Genomic DNA, 16,181 nt, shown 5'->3' on the forward strand with positions numbered 1-16,181 from the left:
CAGCTCCAAAGGCTGCCGTGCTGCCGTTACACCATGGCGGACCGCGCGATCGCGCGGTCCGCCATGGTGTAACGGCAGCACGGCAGCCTTTGGAGCTGTCCGGTCCAGGTTCGAATCCTGGTGGCGGAGCGGCACCAGGACGGTGCGCTCACGGAGGAGAACGCGAAGAACATGGCAGACAGCACGCTCGCCGTCGTGATCCTGGCGGCAGGCCAGGGCACCCGCATGAAGTCCCGCACCCCGAAGGTCCTGCACCGCCTCGCCGGGAGGCCGCTGCTCGGGCACGTGCTCGACACGGCCGCCTCGCTCGACGCGGCGCACGTCGTCACCGTGGTGCGCCACGAGCGCGACCGGGTCGCCGAGGCCGTCCTCGAGCACACGCCCTCCGCGCTGGTGGTGGACCAGGACGAGACGCCCGGCACCGGCCGCGCGGTCGAGCAGGGCCTCGCGGCGCTCCCGGAGTCCTTCGCCGGCACGGTCGTCGTGCTGAGCGCCGACGTCCCGCTGCTGGACGCGCCGACCCTCCGCCGCCTGCTCGACGAGCACCTCGCCGCGGCGAACGCGCTCACCATGCTCTCCTGCGTGCTCGAGGACCCGACCGGCTTCGGCCGGATCGTCCGCGGCGCCGACGGAGCCTTCGCCTCCATCGTGGAGCAGAAGGACGCCAGCCCCGACGAGCTCGACCTCACCGAGATCAACGCCGGCGTCTACGCCTTCGACGCCGCCGCGCTCCGCTCGGTCATCGGCGCGATCGGCACCGAGAACGCCCAGCGGGAGAAGTACCTCACCGACGCCGCCGCCGCGCTCAAGGCCGCCGGCCGCGCGATCGAGGCCGTCCCCGTGCAGGACCGCTGGCTCGTGGCCGGGATCAACGACCGCGCCCAGCTCGCCGACGCGGCGCTCGAGCTCAACGCGCGCATCGTGCGCCGCTGGCAGCTCGAGGGCGTCACGATCCAGGACCCGGCGACCACCTGGATCGACGTGGACGCGGTCCTCGCCCCGGACGTCGAGATCCTCCCGGGCACGCAGATCAAGGGCCCGACCGTCATCGCCACCGGCGCGGTCATCGGCCCGGACACCACGCTCGACTCCTGCGAGGTCGGCGAGGACGCGGTCGTGAAGCGCTCCGACGCGACGCTCGCCGTCATCGGCGCGAAGGCCCAGGTCGGCCCGTTCTCGTTCCTCCGCCCCGGCACCGTGCTCGGCGCCCGCGGCAAGATCGGCACCTACGTCGAGACCAAGAACGCCGTGATCGGCGAGGGATCGAAGGTCCCGCACCTCTCCTACGTCGGCGACGCGGTCATCGGCGAGGAGTCGAACATCGGCGCCGGCTCGATCTTCGCCAACTACGACGGGGTGAGCAAGGCGTCCTCCGTGGTGGGCTCGCACGTGCGTGCGGGGTCGCACAACGTCTTCGTCGCCCCCGTTAGAATCGGTGACGGAGCGTACACGGGCGCCGGCACGGTCATCCGCAAGGACATCCCCGCCGGAGCCCTCGGGATCACCGTCGCTCCGCAGCGCAACATGGCCGGGTGGGTGCAGACCCACCGTCCGGGCACCGCGGCGGCCGACGCCGCCGAGGCGGCCCTGGCGTCGGATCCCACCGGATCCGACCAGGCGCCCACCGGAGGAAGCGGAGCACAGTGACCGGCATCACCGCCAGCAACAAGAAGAGCCTGGTCCTCGTCTCGGGGAGGGCGCATCCGGCACTGGCGGAGGCGGTCGCCGCCGAGCTCGGGACCGAGCTCGTCACGACCGAGGGGCGCACCTTCGCCAACGGCGAGCTCTACGTCCGCTACGGCGAGTCGGTCCGCGGAGGCGACGTGTTCGTCCTCCAGTCGCACACGTCCCCGATCAACGAGTGGCTGATGGAGCAGCTGATCATGGTCGACGCGCTCAAGCGCGCCTCCGCCAAGCGGATCACCGTGGTCGCCCCCTTCTACCCCTACGCGCGCCAGGACAAGAAGGGCCGCGGCCGCGAGCCGATCTCGGCCCGCCTCGTCGCCGACCTCTTCAAGGCGGCGGGAGCCGACCGGATCATGTCGGTCGACCTCCACGCGGCGCAGATCCAGGGCTTCTTCGACGGCCCCGTCGACCACCTCTTCGCGATGCCGGTGCTGCTCGAGCACTTCCGCGAGAAGCTCGACCCCTCGACCCTCACCATCGTCTCGCCCGACATGGGCCGCGTCCGCGTCGCCGACATCTGGAGCGACAAGCTCGGCGTCCCGCTGGCGATCATCCACAAGCGCCGCGACCCGAAGGTCGCCAACCAGGTCTCCGTCCACGAGATCGTCGGCGAGGTGAAGGGCCGCGTCTGCCTCCTCGTCGACGACCTCATCGACACCGGGCGCACCATCGCGAAGGCGGCCGAGGCGCTGAAGAAGGCGGGCGCGATCGGCGTGGTCGTCGCGGCCACCCACGCCGTCTTCTCGGACCCGGCGGTCGAGCTCCTGAGCTCGGAATTCATCGACTCGGTCGTCGTCACCGACACCCTGCCGCTGCCGCCGGAGAAGACCTGGGACCGCCTGACGATCCTGCCCATCGCTCCGCTGCTGGCCCGCGCCATCCACGAGGTCTTCGACGACGGCTCCGTGACGTCGATGTTCGACGGCGACGCGTAGGACCCCGCGCCCCGGGTGCGCCCTGCAGAGCGCACCCGGGTCCCGCCCCGGCTCCACCGCCTAGGGTGAGGCCGTGCCCCAGCGTTCGGATGCGACCCTCGCCCTGGCGGCGGTCTTCCTGGTCTGGTCGCCGGCCGCCGCCGCGGCGGGCTGGTGGCTGCTCCTCGGGCTCGCCGTCGCTGCGGCCGCCGCGGCCCTGAGCGCCGTCGCCGATGCCGGGCGCACCGTCCACGACGGCCCCTCCTCCGAGTGGCTCGGGATCGTCGGGCGCGCCTTCGCCTCGGCCGCGCTGGCCCTGACCGCGGCCCAGTCGGTCCTCGGGGGAGCGGCCCGGCCCCTGGCCGTCCTGCTGCTCGTGGCCGTCGCGCTCTTCGGCCTGCGCGGCGGGCGCCTCCCCGCTCGCCCGGTCCTGCTCCTCGTCGGCGCGGTCGTCGTCCTGCTGGCCGCCGCCGCCGTGCTCGTGCTGGCGTCCCCTCCGGACCCCGCGCCGCTCGACCCGCTGCGCGACGGAGGGCCGCTGGGAGCCGGCACCGCCGCGGCCCTGCTCCTGATCCTCCTGCCGACCTCCCGCTCCGGCGCGGTGACGGCTCTCCGCCCAGCCCTGCTGCGCATCGGGATCGCCACGGCGGCCGCCGCCGCGCTCGCCACCGGTCTGCTCCTGGCGGCCGGTCCCGAGGTCCTCGCGTCCTCGGAGACCCCCCTGAGCGCTGTCACCCGGGGCACGCCCGCGTCCGGGCTCGTCGGGGCCGCCGCTGTGATCGCGGTCCTGCTCGCGCTCCTCGACCTCGGGAGGAGGGATGCGCGCGCCCTCGTGCGTCTCGCCGACGCAGGGGAGATGCCGGCGGTGCTCGCCGCCAGGAACCGCAGGACCGGCGTGCCCGCGGCGGCCCAGCTGGTCCTCTGCCTGGTCGCCGTGCTCGCGGTCGTGATCCTCGACGCCGACGCGCTGCTCGCCTTCGCCGTGGCCGCCCTGCTGGTGGCGACCATCGTGCGGCGCCTCGACCACGGAGCGGCCGGGGCGAGCGGCCCGGCCCTCGCGTCGGCCGCGGTCTCGCTGCTGCTCCTGCTCGCCCTCCCGGCTGCCACGGCGGCCGCCGCAGCGGTGCTCCTGGCGGCGCTCCTGATCGCGCGGGCGTTCCGGAGCTGAGGGGTCAGCCGGCCCGGGCGTCGAGCGCCCGCTCGGGGAGCCGGACGCCACCGCCCGGCTCCGCTGACGACGGGGGAGCTCCCTCCGCGACGAGCAAGGCGCCCCCGCCCGAGGATCCGAGGATCCTGCAGGCGGGGGCGCCTTCCCGTGCGACGCGGGTCAGTGCGTGGAGGGGTCCTGCTCGACCTCGGTGCGATCGCCCGACCACAGTGTGTGGAAGGTGCCCTCCTTGTCGACGCGCTTGTAGGTGTGCGCTCCGAAGAAATCGCGCTGGCCCTGCACGAGAGCGGCCGGGAGGCGCTTGGAGGCGAGCGAGTCGTAGTACGACAGCGCGGCGCCGAAGCCGGGGATCGGCACGCCCGAGAGCGCGGCGGTCGAGACGATGCGGCGCCAGGCGGCCTCGCCGTTGGCGACGGCCTCGGCGAAGTACGGGTCCTCGAGGAGGGTCGTGATGCCGGCGTTCTCGTCGTAGGCGTCGACGATGCGGTTGAGGAACTGGGCGCGGATGATGCAGCCCGCGCGCCAGATCTTGGCGACCGCTCCCTTGTCGATCTCCCAGCCGTACTTCTCGGCCCCGGCGATGATCGCGTCGAAGCCCTGCGAGTAGGCGACGACCTTGGAGGCGTAGAGCGCGGCGCGCACGTCGTCCTCGAAGCCCTCGTACTTCTCGACCGGGGTCGGGCGCGAGGTGACGCGGGCCTGCACGGCCTCGCGCTGCTCGGGGTGGGAGGACACGGCACGGGCGAAGACGGCCTCGGCGATGCCGCCGACGGGGACGCCGAGGTCGAGCGCGTTCTGCACGGTCCAGACGCCGGTGCCCTTCGAGCCGGCCTGGTCGAGGACGACGTCGATGAAGGGCTTGCCGGTGTCGGCGTCGACCTGGCGGAGCACCTCGGCGGTGATCTCGATGAGGTACGACTCGAGGTCGCCCTTGTTCCAGGCGTCGAAGACCTCGGCGATGGCGGCGGGCTCGTGTCCGCCGACGGTGCGGAGCAGGTCGTACGCCTCGGCGATGAGCTGCATGTCGGCGTACTCGATGCCGTTGTGGATCATCTTGACGAAGTGGCCGGCGCCGTCGGTGCCGATGTGGGTGACGCAGGGCTCGCCCTCGGCGACCGCGGCGATCGACGAGAGGATCGGGCCGAGCGTCCTGTAGGACTCGACCGAGCCGCCGGGCATGATCGACGGGCCCTTGAGCGCGCCCTCCTCGCCGCCGGAGATGCCGGTGCCGACGAAGTGGATGCCGGTCTCGCGGACGGCCTTCTCGCGGCGGATGGTGTCGATGAAGAGCGCGTTGCCGCCGTCGACGATGATGTCGCCGGGCTCGAAGACCTTCGTCAGCTGCTCGATCACGGCGTCGGTGCCGCGGCCGGCCTGGACCATGATGATCGCGGTGCGCGGGGTGGCGAGCGAGGCGGCGAAGTCCTCGATGGTCTCGGACGCGACGAAGCCCGCCTCCGGGTGCTCCGTGATGAGGGTCTCGGTGCGGCCGTAGGAGCGGTTGAACACCGCGACCGTGTTGCCCTCGCGGCTGGCGAGGTTGCGGGCGAGGTTCGAGCCCATCACCGCCAGACCGACGACTCCGATGTTGGCTGTGGCGGTGGGCTTGTCAGACACGGTTCTCCTCGACGTTCGCGTTCAGGGGCGAGCCCAGGCTAGCCCCGGGTCGCTCCGGGGAGCCCGGGTCCGAGCCGTCTCCCGGCTGCACATCGGTCGTGCGGCGCGCGCACGGTCTTGCGCGCGCCGCGACGACCGCGACCGGAGCCGGTCAGGCGCCGTGGCCGAGGGGGACGCGCTCCGACGGGATCGGCGGCGGCGGGGGAGTGCCGTCGCCGAACGGGCGGCCGCCGAGCTCCTCGCGGCGCGAGGGGACGAGCCAGCCGGAGAGGTCCGGGCCCTTGGGGACGACGCCGGTCGGATTGATGTCCCGCTGCACCTCGTAGTAGTGCGACTTGATGTGGGTGAAGTCGATCGTGTCGCCGAACCCCGGAGTGGCGAAGAGGTCGCGGGCGTAGCCCCAGAGCGCGGGCATCGCCGACAGCAGGTTCCGGTTGGCCTTGAAGTGGCTGTAGTAGACGGCGTCGAAGCGGGCGAGCGTCGTGAAGAGCCGCACGTCCGCCTCGGTGATGGTGTCGCCGACCAGGTAGCGGCGGGTGCTCAGCCGCTCCTCCAGCCAGTCCAGCCGCGCCCAGAGGCGGTCGTAGGCCCGCTCGTAGGAGCGCTGCGAGCCGGCGAAGCCGCACTTGTAGACGCCGTTGTTCACGTCGTGGAAAACCAGCTCGGCGATCTCGTCGATCTCCTCGCGGTGCTCCTCGGGGTAGAGGTCGGGGGCGCCGTCGCGGTGGAACGCGGTCCACTCGGTGGAGAAGTCGAGCGTCATCACCGGGTAGTCGTTGGTGACGACCTGGCCGCTCGGGATGTCCACGAGGGCCGGGACGGTGATCCCGCGCGGGTAGTCGGGGAAGCGGGCGAAGAACGCGTCCTGGAGGCGGGGGATGCCCAGCACCGGGTCGACCCCGCCCGGGTCGAGGTCGAAGGTCCAGCTGCGCTTGTCGTGCGTGGGCCCGCAGATGCCCATCGAGAGGGCGTCCTCGAGACCGAGCAGGCGCCGCACGATCACGGCGCGGTTCGCCCACGGGCAGGCGCGGGAGACGACGAGGCGGTAGCGCCCGGCCTCCACCGGGTACCCGTCGCGGCCGTCGGCGGTGATCCGCGTCGGGATGTAGTTCGTGTCGCGGTGGAAGCCGTTCTTCTCGACGTAGGAGCCGAAGTCGTCGCTCGTCATACCCGCACGGTAGGCGGTCCGCCTGGACGTCCGGCTCCGAGTCCGGCGGCGCGACCGCCTGCTGGCGGGCGGCCGCGATGCCGGGTAGGATCGGCAGCTGAACTTCGGCGAGGGATGCACGTGCATCCGTGATCGACGCGGTGGAAGCAGGCGAGGCCCCCACGGGGCGCCACGGACTTCTCCTCACGCTGACATGCGTTCGAGTCGACAAACCGTCCGTGGCCGCAGGCCACGACCCGATCCGGTGGCGTGCGCGCCGCCCAAGGAGAACATCATGGCTGAACTGACCAACAAGGTCGTCGTCGAGGTCCGCACCTCGTTCGGCAAGGGCGCCGCCCGCAAGATCCGCGCGCAGGACAAGATCCCCGCGGTCCTCTACGGCCACGGCACCGAGCCCCAGCACCTCACCCTCCCGGGCCACCAGGTGCTCCTGCTCACCCGCAAGGCGAACGCGATCCTCGAGCTCGACATCGAGGGCGCCGCGCAGACCACCCTGGTGAAGGACATCCAGCGCGACCCGGTGCGCCAGATCATCGAGCACATCGACCTCGTCGTCATCAACAAGGGCGAGAAGGTCGAGGTGGACATCCCCGTGCACGTCGAGGGCGACGCCGCTCCCGGCACCCTCGTCTCGATCGAGTCGAACACCCTCTCGCTCGAGGTCGACGCCACGCGCATCCCGCAGAACATCGTCGTCTCCGTCGAGGGCCTCGAGGCCGGCACGCAGATCACCGCTGCCGACGTCACGCTCCCCGAGGGCGCCACGCTGGTCACCGACGCCGAGGTGCTCATCGTCAACGTCACCGCCGAGGTCGAGCAGGACCTGGGCGAGGACGACGAGACCCCGGCCTCGGGCGACGTCGTCGCCGAGACCGCGGAGTAGTCCGCACCACCCCGGGAACGGGCCCGCTCGCAGCCGCGGCGGGCCCGTTCCTCGTCCGGCGGGGGAGTCCCTCCGCCGCCCCCGAGGAAGAGGAACGACATGGGTGACACCTGGCTGGTCGTCGGACTGGGCAACCCGGGCGCGCAGTACGCGCGCAACCGGCACAACGTCGGCCAGATGGTGCTCGACGAGCTCGCGACGCGGATCGGCGGCTCGTTCCGCCGGCACAACCGCGCCAACGCCGTGGTCGCCGAGGGCTTCCTCCGCCCGGGCGGACCGAAGCTCGTGCTGGGCAAGCCCAACAGCTTCATGAACCTCTCCGGCGGGCCGACGGCGCAGCTGCTCGACTTCTACTCGGTCGACCCGGCGCACCTGATCGTCGTGCACGACGAGCTCGACATCCCCTTCGACACCCTGCGCCTCAAGCAGGGCGGCGGTCACGGAGGGCACAACGGCATCCGCGACATCCTCGCGGCGACCGGAGGAGCCGAGTTCCTGCGCGTGCGGGTCGGCATCGGCCGCCCGCCGGGCCGCCAGCAGGCCGCCGACTTCGTGCTGAAGGACTTCGCCGGCCCGGAGCGCGAGGCGCTCCCGATCCTGGTCTCGGACGCCGCCGACGCCGTCGAGCTCATCGCCGACTCCGGCCTCTCCGCCGCCCAGCTGAAGTTCCACACCAGCGCCTGACCCGCCCTTCGCCGAGGGGACCCCGGACGGCGAGGGAGATCGCAGCCCCGGGCTTTCTCGACGGTTCGGGGTTCCCTCGGCGGTCGGCCCGCGGGGCGGCCGTAAACTGGACCCGTGCCCCTCAACGAGATCATCTCGGCGCTGTCGCGCGCCTCCACGTTCGACGATGCTCTCGCGTACGCGGTGCGGGACGCCGACTTCTCGGTGGCCGACGGCCTCCGGGTCCCCCTGCTCGCGGGCCTGATCGAGAGGCGCGCGGAGGCGGGACGCCCGCAGGCGGCGCTGGTGGTCACGGCCACGGGCCGCGACTCCGAGAACGTGCGCGCCTCTCTCGGCTGCATGCTGCCGGATGCGGACGTCGTCGAGTTCCCCGCGTGGGAGACGCTGCCGCACGAGCGCCTCAGCCCGAGCGCCGAGATCGTGGGGCGGCGCCTGGACGCGCTGCGGCGGATGAAGCAGTGGTCGGGCGAGCGGCCCCTCGTGGTGGTCGCCTCCGTGCGCGCGGCGCTGCAGCCGGTCGCCGACAACCTCGCCGACATCGAGCCGATCCGACTCGTGAAGGGCGCCCGCGGCTACGACCTCGGCCGCATCTCGGCCGAGCTGGTCGACCTGGCCTACGCCCGGGTCGACATGGTCACGCGCCGCGGCGAGTTCGCCGTGCGCGGCGGCATCCTCGACGTCTTCCCCGCGGTGGCCGAGCATCCGAGCCGAGTGGACTTCTTCGGCGACGAGGTCGACTCCATCCGCGGCTTCTCCGTGGCCGATCAGCGCTCGCTCCCGGGCGAGGCCGACTCGGTGGTCCTTCCGCCGAGCCGCGAGCTGCTGCTGGTGCCGGCGGTGCGGCAGCGGGCCCGCGAGATGCTGCACGAGTTCCCGAGCCTGTCGGCGATGCTCGCGAAGATCGCCGAGGGCATCCCGGTCGAGGGGATGGAGTCGCTCGCCCCCGCGCTGCTCGAGCGGCTGGTCCCGATCTCGCACTACCTCCCCGAGGGGGCGGCCGTCGCGGTCCTCGCCCCCGAGCGCGTGGCGACGCGGGCGATCAGCCTCGCCGAGACGAACCGCGAGTTCTTGCAGGCGGCCTGGAGCGCGGCGACCGCCGGCGCCGAGGCTCCCATCGACCTCGCCTCGGGCGAGTTCATCTCGCTCGGCGCGCTCCGCGACTCCGTGAAGCTCAGCGCCCCGGGCGCCGACGCTCCCGACCACCCGTGGTGGACGATGAGCACGTTCCGCCAGGGCCCCGCCGCGGGCGAGGCCGAGGTGCTGCCGGAGGAGCTCGGGATCGACGAGATCCTCGCCGTCCGCGTCGAGGGCGAGCCGGTCCCCGGATTCGGAGCGAGCGTCGAGGGCGCCCTCGCCCATGTCCGCGCACGCCTGGCCGACGGCTGGACCGTGGTCCTCACCGCGCCCGGCACCGGCACGGTCGAGCGCACCGACCAGGTCCTCGCCGAGCACGAGGTCGCCGCCCGCATCGTCGCCGACCTCCCCGCCGGGCTCGAGACGGGCCTGGCCTACGTGGTGCAGGCCTCCGTCGACCACGGCTTCGAGGTGGAGGAGGCGAAGCTCGCCCTGCTCACCGACACGGAGTTCTACGGCCGCACCGTCGGCTACGACTCCCGCGCGGTGAAGAAGCTCGCGTCGCGTCGCAAGAACGTCGTCGACCCGCTGCAGCTCACGCCCGGCGACTTCGTGGTGCACGCCACGCACGGCATCGGCCGGTTCGTGGAGCTCTCGCAGCGCGAGGTCTCCAGCGGGGGCCGCAACGCGATCAAGACCCGCCGCGAGTACCTGGTGCTCGAGTACGCCCCCAGCAAGCGCGGCTTCCCCGGCGACAAGCTGCTCGTCCCCACGGACCAGCTCGACCTGCTCTCCCGCTACGTCGGCGGCGAGGCTCCGGCGCTGAGCAAGATGGGCGGGAGCGACTGGGCGCAGGCCAAGAGCAAGGCCCGCCGCGCGGTCCGCGACATCGCGGTCGAGCTCGTGAAGCTCTACTCCGCCCGGATGGCCTCCCGCGGGCACGCGTTCCCGCCGGACACCCCCTGGCAGCGCGAGCTGGAGGAGGCGTTCCCGTTCGCCGAGACCCCCGACCAGCTCACCGTCATCGACGAGGTCAAGGCCGACATGGAGCGGCCGATCCCGATGGACCGTCTGCTCTCGGGCGACGTCGGCTTCGGCAAGACCGAGGTCGCCGTGCGCGCCGCTTTCAAGGCGATCCAGGACGGCAAGCAGGTCGCGATGCTCGTGCCGACCACGCTGCTCGTCCGCCAGCACCTCGAGACGTTCCAGGAGCGCTTCGCCGGCTTCCCCGTCCACCTGCGGGCGCTCAGCCGGTTCCAGAGCGCGAAGGAGTCGAAGGAGACGATCGAGGGCCTGGCCGACGGCACCGTCGACATGGTCATCGCGACCCACCGGCTCCTCAGCGACAACATCGTCTTCAAGGACCTCGGCCTGCTCGTGATCGACGAGGAGCAGCGTTTCGGCGTCGAGCACAAGGACAAGCTCAAGGCGCTGAAGAAGAACGTCGACATCCTCTCGATGAGCGCCACGCCCATCCCGCGGACGCTTGAGATGGCGGTGACCGGCATCCGCGAGATGTCGACCCTCGCGACCCCGCCGGAGGAGCGCCACCCGATCCTCACCTTCGTCGGCCCCTACTCCGAGAAGCAGGTGTCGGCCGCGATCCGCCGGGAGCTCCTGCGCGAGGGCCAGGTGTTCTTCGTGCACAACCGCGTCTCGACGATCAACCGCGTCGCCTCGCAGCTCGCCGAGCTGGTGCCCGAGGCGCGGATCGCGGTCGCGCACGGCAAGCTCAGCGAGTCGCAGCTCGAGCGGATCATCGTCGACTTCTGGGAGCGCAAGTTCGACGTCCTGGTGTCGACGACGATCGTCGAGACCGGCCTCGACATCCCGAACGCCAACACGCTGATCGTCGACCGCGCCGACAAGTACGGTCTCTCGCAGCTGCACCAGCTGCGCGGGCGGGTCGGCCGCGGCCGCGAGCGCGCCTACGCCTACCTCCTCTACGACGAGACGAAGCCGCTGAGCGAGACCGCGCACGACCGGCTGCAGACGCTGGCCGCCAACTCGGACCTCGGCGGCGGCATGCAGATCGCGCTGAAGGACCTCGAGATCCGCGGTGCGGGCAACCTCCTCGGCGGCGAGCAGTCCGGGCACATCCAGGGCGTGGGCTTCGACCTCTACCTGCGGATGATCGGCGAGGCCGTCGACACCTTCCGCGGCGAGGTCGCCGAGGGGCAGACCGAGCTGCGGCTCGAGCTGCCCGTCGACGCGCGCATCCCGGAGGAGTACGTCGACAGCGAGCGGCTGCGCCTGGAGGCGTACCAGAAGCTGTCGGCCGCGTCGTCGCCGACGGCGAAGGAGGGGAGCATCGACCTCGTGGTCGAGGAGCTGACCGACCGCTACGGCGAGCTGCCCGAGGCGGTCGAGAACCTCATCCTGGTGTCGAGGCTGCGGATGCGCGCACAGAAGGCGGGCCTGAGCGACGTGGTCGCGATGGGCTCGAACGTCCGCGTGGCTCCCGCTCATCTGCCCGACTCGATCCAGGTGCGCCTGCGCCGGATGTACCCGACCGCGAAGTACCTGCAGCAGGCCGACGCGGTCGTCGTGCCGATGCCCGTGCTCGACGGCGTCCCGCTCGGCGACCGGGCGCTCATCCAGTGGGTGGCGTCGCTCCTGGACTCGCTGTTCCCGGAGCCGGTCACCGTCTGAGGTCCTCCGGGCGGCGCTCCCCGGTGGAGCGCCGTCCCGCTCCGGCGGCCGTCGCCGCTGCGGGAGGGCCCGCTGGCAGGATGGAGGGCATGCCGCTCCTCGCCGCCCGACGCCCCCGCGAGCCGGAGCCGCTCGCCGGCCCGCTGGTCGCCGTCCGCGGGGTCGCGGTCCGCGCCTCGGGCGTCGAGCTGCTCGCGCCGTGCTCGCTCGAGGCGGGGACGGGGGAGCGCGTCGCGGTGACGGGCCGCAACGGCACCGGCAAGACCACGCTCCTGCGGGTGATCGCCGGCCTCACCGCTCCGAGCGAGGGAGTCGTGGCGGTGGCCGGGCGCGCCCCGGAGGAGCGCTCCGCCGCCCACCGCCGCGCCGTCGCCGCCCTGATCGGCACCCCGCCCTTCGAGCGGGACCTGACCCTCGAGGAGCACCTCGCGATGGTGGCCGTCTCCTGGGGCGCGCCGGTCGCCGACGCCCGCCGCGAGGCCGCGGCTGGTCTCGACGCGCTCGCGCTCGCTCCGCTCGCCCGCCGCTTCCCGCACGAGCTCTCCTCCGGGCAGACGCAGCTGTTCTCCCTCGCGCTCGTGCTGGCCCGCCCCTCCGCGGTGCTGCTGCTCGACGAGCCGGAGCAGCGGCTCGACGTCGAGCGGGTGCCGCTGGTGGCGGAAGTCCTGCGGCGCGCAGCCGCGTCCCGGGCACTCGTCGTCGCGACCCACAGCCCTGTGCTGATCCAGGGTCTGGGCGCGCGGGTCGTCGAGCTGGAGCGGGCGTGACGCGCGCGGAGAGGGCTCGCGTCGCCGAGGTGCGGGCTCTGCACCGGCACCGCGCCGCGGCTCCGCCGAGTCCGCGCACCTACGCGGGCTACCTCGCCGCGATGACCGTCCTCGTCGTCGTCCTCCCCGTCGCCCGGGCCCTCGCGCTCCTCGCTGCCGAGGCGGGAGCCGTGCCGGAGCCGCTGATCGCCCTCGCCGCGGGTCTCGCCCTGCCCGCCGCCGTGCTCCTGGGCCGGGTGCGCGGACCCGCGGTGGGCGAGCCGCACACCACGGCCGTGCTGCTCGCGACCGATCTGCGCCGCTGGTCGGTGCTCCGCCGACCCGTGGTCCGGGCGTCGGCCGGTCTCGTGGCGTGCTGCTCCGCCGTCGCGTCGCTCCTCGCCCTCGCCGCCTCCGCGCCGCTCCTCGCGGCCGTCGCCGGCGGCGCCGCGTTCGCCGGCCTCGTCGCCGTCGCCTGGCTCGCCGGTCAGTGCCTCCCCTCGCGCCTCCCCGCGCTCGCGGCGGGCCTCCTCGCCTCCCTCGCGGTCCTCGGGGCCCTCCTGCCCGGTGCGCCCACGCCGGGCGGCCTCCTCGCCTCAGCCGTGAGCGGAGCGGAGGAGGTGCGCGCCGCGACCGTGCTGCTCGCGTCGGCCGCGGTCCTCCTGGCCGCGGCGCCCCGGCTGCTCGACGCCGCGCGCGGGCCTCGCCTCCTCGCCCAGGCCCGGCAGTGGTCGGCGACCACCCGGCTCGGAGCGACGGGCGACCTCGCCGAGTCGCTCGACGGGTACCGCGCCCTCCCGGCGATCGGGCGGGGGCTCCGAGCGGTCCGCCTCTCCCCGTTCGCCCTCGCGGTGCCGGTGCGCGACGCGATCGGCGCGCTGCGCACTCCCGGCCGCTCAGCGGTCGCGGTCGTCGCCCTGGCCGTTGCCGGCGCCGCCGCCGTGCTCGCCGCGGTCGTGCCGTCCTCCCTCCTCGCACTCCCGGCCGCCGCGGCGGGCGTGCTCGCCTACCTCGGCGCCGGCGTCTGGAGCGACGGCTTCCGCCACGCCGCCGCGACAGCGGGGCAGCCGGCGCTCCTCGCCCCCGGTCCGTTCGAGCTGCTCCTCCTGCACGCCGTGCTCCCTCTGGTGCTCGCGGTCGGAGTCGCGGTGCTCGGCGCCCTCGCCGCCTCGCTGCTGCTCCCGGGCGCGGCGGTGCCGGTGGCCGCCGCGACCGCCGTCGCCGCCGTCGCCGCGCGGGCGATGGACGCGACCCGGGGTCCGCTGCCGCCGCAGCTGCTCAGCCCGGTGCCGCTCCCGATCGGGGACGGCGCGGGAGTCGCGGTGGTCCTCTGGAACCTGGCGGGTGCACTGGTCAGCGCCTCGATCGCGGTGTCCGTCGCGGCGTCATCCGGCCTCCTCGCCGCGGTGCCGCTCGTCGCCGGCGGCTGCCTCCTCGTCGCGCGGCGGCGTCTCGCGCGGGCCTGAGGCTCCCGGGCGCCCGCGCCGCCCCGATGTCAGCGGAGGCGGCCGGACCGGATGCGAGGATGGCGGGGTGACCGCGCATCCCCGGCTCGACGAGCTCATCCGCACCGTCCACGTCCTCCGCGCCCCGGGCGGCTGCCCGTGGGACGCCGAGCAGACCCACGAGTCGCTCGTGCGCTACCTGATCGAGGAGTCGCACGAGCTCGTCGACGCCATCGAGGCGGGGGACCGGGCCGACCTGATCGAGGAGCTCGGCGACGTCCTCTACCAGGTGCTCTTCCACGCCGACCTGGCGGCCGAGAGCGCCGAGCCCTTCACCATCGAGGACGTCGCGGCGCACATGAACGCCAAGATGATCGGCCGCCACCCGCACGTCTTCGGCGACGCCACGGCCGAGACGGCCGACGACGTCATCGCGGTGTGGGACGAGCTCAAGCGCACCGAGAAGCCGCACCGCACCAGCGTGCTCGACGGGATCCCGCAGGGCATGCCCGCCCTCGCGCTCGCCGACAAGGTGATCGGCAAGGCGACCTCGCTGGGCGTCGTGGACGCCGGCCAGGGCCCTCTGCCCATCGAGTCGGAGGAGGACCTCGGCCCGCTGCTGCTGGCCATCGTCGCCTCCGCCCGCGCCCAGGGGCTCGACGCCGAGCGCGCGCTCCGCACGGCGACGCGCGACCTGCAGGACGAGATCCGCGCGGTGGAGCAGGAGCGGCGCGCGGACTGAGGCGTCCGCCGGCCCGCCCCGGCCGATCTGGGAGAATCGCCGTCATGGCCTCCCCGATCACCCCGCCCCGCGGCATGCGCGACTTCCTCCCCGCCGACAAGGCGAAGCGCGAGCACGCGCTCGGCGTCATCCGCCGCGTGTACGCCTCCCACGGGTTCGACGAGATCGAGACGCCCGTGGTCGAGGACTTCGACCGCCTCCACTCCGGGCTCGGCGGCGACAACGAGAAGCTCGCCTTCAGCGTCCTGCGCCGCGGGCTCACCCGCGACGACCTGGCGGCGGTCGACGACGCGTCCGCCCTCGCCGACCTCGGCCTGCGCTTCGACCTCACGGTGCCGCTCGCCCGCTTCTACGCCTCGCACCGCGCCGAGCTGCCGGCCGTCTTCCGGTCGGTGCAGATCGCGCCGGTGTGGCGCGCCGAGCGCCCGCAGAAGGGGCGGTACCGCCAGTTCGTGCAGTGCGACATCGACATCATCGGCGAGCCCGGGCAGCTGGCCGAGGTCGAGCTCATCACGGCGACCGCGGCGGCGCTCGACGCGCTGGGCCTCGAGGAGTGCACCATCCGGATCAACGACCGCCGCATCCTCACCGGCATCCTCGAGCACTGCGGCTTCGCCCCCGAGCGCTTCGGCCCGGCGCTGATCTCGATCGACAAGCTCGACAAGATCGGCGCCACCGGAGTCGTCGCCGAGCTCGAGGCCGACGGGCCGGACGCGGCCGCGGTCCTCGGGGGCTACCTCGCGCGGATCGAGCAGGCGGTCGCCGCCGGGGGAGTGGCGCTCGAGCAGTCCGCGATCCTCGACGTGCTGCCCGAGGGCATCGACCCGGAGGCGGTGCTCGCGCTCGAGACGCTGGCCCGGTCGCTGCGCTCGCTGCCCGCCGGCGTCTCGCTCCGCTTCGACCCGACGCTCGTGCGGGGCATGGGCTACTACACCGGCACGATCTTCGAGATCGCGCACCCGTCCTCGGGCTCCTCGGTCGGCGGAGGCGGGCGGTACGACGGGATGATCGGCCGCTTCCTCGGTCAGGACGTGCCGGCCTGCGGCTTCTCGATCGGCTTCGAGCGGATCGTCGAGCTGATCGGCGGTGCCGTCGTCGAGCGTCCCGACGCCGTCGTCCTCGTCCACGAGCGCGACGCGGCGCCCGAGATGCTGCTCGCGCTCAAGCAGGAGCTGATCGCCCGGGGCTCGCGCGTGCGCCTCGAGCGCCGGGCGAAGAACCTCACCCCGCTGCTGGACCGCGCGGCCGCCGCGGGCTTCACGCGCTTCGCGCTCGTTCCGCGGGACGCCGCCTCCGCCGCCGACCTCTCCTTCAAGGACCTCGGCTGAGCCGCGCCGGCGGCGCCGGGTGAGCGTCGCCGGCTGCCTGCGCTGAGCCGCGCCCGCGGGAGGGGCCGGGGCCG

The 16,181-nt window shown here is 73.5% G+C and carries 12 protein-coding genes and 1 tRNA gene; 11 read left to right on the top strand and 2 right to left on the bottom strand.

The genetic code is table 11. The features are described from left to right. Positions 1–57: 57 nt before the first annotated feature. From C5C95_RS13640 to C5C95_RS13655, 4 genes are all read left to right on the top strand, one after another. Positions 58–129, top strand: a tRNA-Gln gene (locus tag C5C95_RS13640). A gap of 42 nt (positions 130–171) precedes the next feature. Further along, complete coding sequence (glmU, locus tag C5C95_RS13645; RefSeq protein ID WP_104222372.1) at positions 172–1,647, top strand: bifunctional UDP-N-acetylglucosamine diphosphorylase/glucosamine-1-phosphate N-acetyltransferase GlmU; 1,476 nt, start codon at positions 172–174, stop codon at positions 1,645–1,647. Then, on the top strand, positions 1,644–2,621 hold the full coding sequence (locus C5C95_RS13650; RefSeq protein WP_104222342.1) for a ribose-phosphate diphosphokinase: 978 nt from the start codon (positions 1,644–1,646) through the stop codon (positions 2,619–2,621). Before glmU ends, C5C95_RS13650 begins: the two co-directional genes overlap by 4 nt. A gap of 73 nt (positions 2,622–2,694) precedes the next feature. Next, positions 2,695–3,768, top strand: a complete 1,074-nt coding sequence (locus C5C95_RS13655; protein ID WP_104324658.1) for a hypothetical protein — start codon at positions 2,695–2,697, stop codon at positions 3,766–3,768. Positions 3,769–3,927: 159 nt separating this feature from the next. Here the strand turns inward: C5C95_RS13655 and gndA are convergent, their stop codons facing one another. After that, positions 3,928–5,385: an NADP-dependent phosphogluconate dehydrogenase gene (gndA, locus tag C5C95_RS13660; RefSeq protein ID WP_104324659.1), complete on the bottom strand. Its 1,458-nt coding sequence runs from the start codon at positions 5,383–5,385 to the stop codon at positions 3,928–3,930. Between the two features lie 151 nt (positions 5,386–5,536). After that, positions 5,537–6,553, bottom strand: coding sequence for a glutathione S-transferase family protein (locus tag C5C95_RS13665; RefSeq protein WP_104233683.1), 1,017 nt, complete (start codon positions 6,551–6,553; stop codon positions 5,537–5,539). A gap of 274 nt (positions 6,554–6,827) precedes the next feature. On the opposite strand from C5C95_RS13665, the gene C5C95_RS13670 reads away from it, so the two are divergent. From C5C95_RS13670 to hisS, 7 genes are all read left to right on the top strand, one after another. Then, positions 6,828–7,436 carry a 50S ribosomal protein L25/general stress protein Ctc gene (locus C5C95_RS13670; protein ID WP_104238997.1) on the top strand — a complete coding sequence of 203 codons (609 nt, stop codon included), beginning with the start codon at positions 6,828–6,830 and terminating at the stop codon, positions 7,434–7,436. Between the two features lie 99 nt (positions 7,437–7,535). Then, complete coding sequence (gene pth, locus C5C95_RS13675; protein ID WP_104233681.1) at positions 7,536–8,120, top strand: aminoacyl-tRNA hydrolase; 585 nt, start codon at positions 7,536–7,538, stop codon at positions 8,118–8,120. Positions 8,121–8,234: 114 nt separating this feature from the next. Beyond that, complete coding sequence (gene mfd / locus C5C95_RS13680) at positions 8,235–11,846, top strand: transcription-repair coupling factor (RefSeq protein WP_104324660.1); 3,612 nt, start codon at positions 8,235–8,237, stop codon at positions 11,844–11,846. 89 nt (positions 11,847–11,935) lie between these two features. Next, entirely contained in the window at positions 11,936–12,613 is a 678-nt protein-coding gene (locus C5C95_RS13685; RefSeq protein WP_104324661.1) for an ATP-binding cassette domain-containing protein, read from the top strand. After that, on the top strand, positions 12,610–14,058 hold the full coding sequence (locus C5C95_RS13690; protein ID WP_104324662.1) for a hypothetical protein: 1,449 nt from the start codon (positions 12,610–12,612) through the stop codon (positions 14,056–14,058). Before C5C95_RS13685 ends, C5C95_RS13690 begins: the two co-directional genes overlap by 4 nt. Positions 14,059–14,125: 67 nt before the next feature. After that, entirely contained in the window at positions 14,126–14,779 is a 654-nt protein-coding gene (locus C5C95_RS13695; protein ID WP_104222356.1) for a MazG family protein, read from the top strand. Positions 14,780–14,823: 44 nt separating this feature from the next. Next, on the top strand, positions 14,824–16,107 hold the full coding sequence (gene hisS / locus C5C95_RS13700; protein WP_104248104.1) for a histidine--tRNA ligase: 1,284 nt from the start codon (positions 14,824–14,826) through the stop codon (positions 16,105–16,107). Positions 16,108–16,181 lie beyond the last annotated feature (74 nt).

This window comes from Rathayibacter sp. AY1B7 (genome assembly GCF_002932735.1).
Classification (GTDB): Bacteria; Actinomycetota; Actinomycetes; order Actinomycetales; family Microbacteriaceae; genus Rathayibacter.

What these genes read in the sequence shown, in the direction of transcription:
- glmU (WP_104222372.1), top strand. Translation starts at nt 172, where the DNA reads ATGGCAGACAGCACGCTCGCCGTCGTGATCCTGGCGGCAGGCCAGGGC.
- pth (WP_104233681.1), top strand. Translation starts at nt 7,536, where the DNA reads ATGGGTGACACCTGGCTGGTCGTCGGACTGGGCAACCCGGGCGCGCAG.
- C5C95_RS13685 (WP_104324661.1), top strand. Translation starts at nt 11,936, where the DNA reads ATGCCGCTCCTCGCCGCCCGACGCCCCCGCGAGCCGGAGCCGCTCGCC.
- C5C95_RS13670 (WP_104238997.1), top strand. Translation starts at nt 6,828, where the DNA reads ATGGCTGAACTGACCAACAAGGTCGTCGTCGAGGTCCGCACCTCGTTC.
- hisS (WP_104248104.1), top strand. Translation starts at nt 14,824, where the DNA reads ATGGCCTCCCCGATCACCCCGCCCCGCGGCATGCGCGACTTCCTCCCC.
- C5C95_RS13665 (WP_104233683.1), bottom strand. Translation starts at nt 6,553, where the DNA reads ATGACGAGCGACGACTTCGGCTCCTACGTCGAGAAGAACGGCTTCCAC.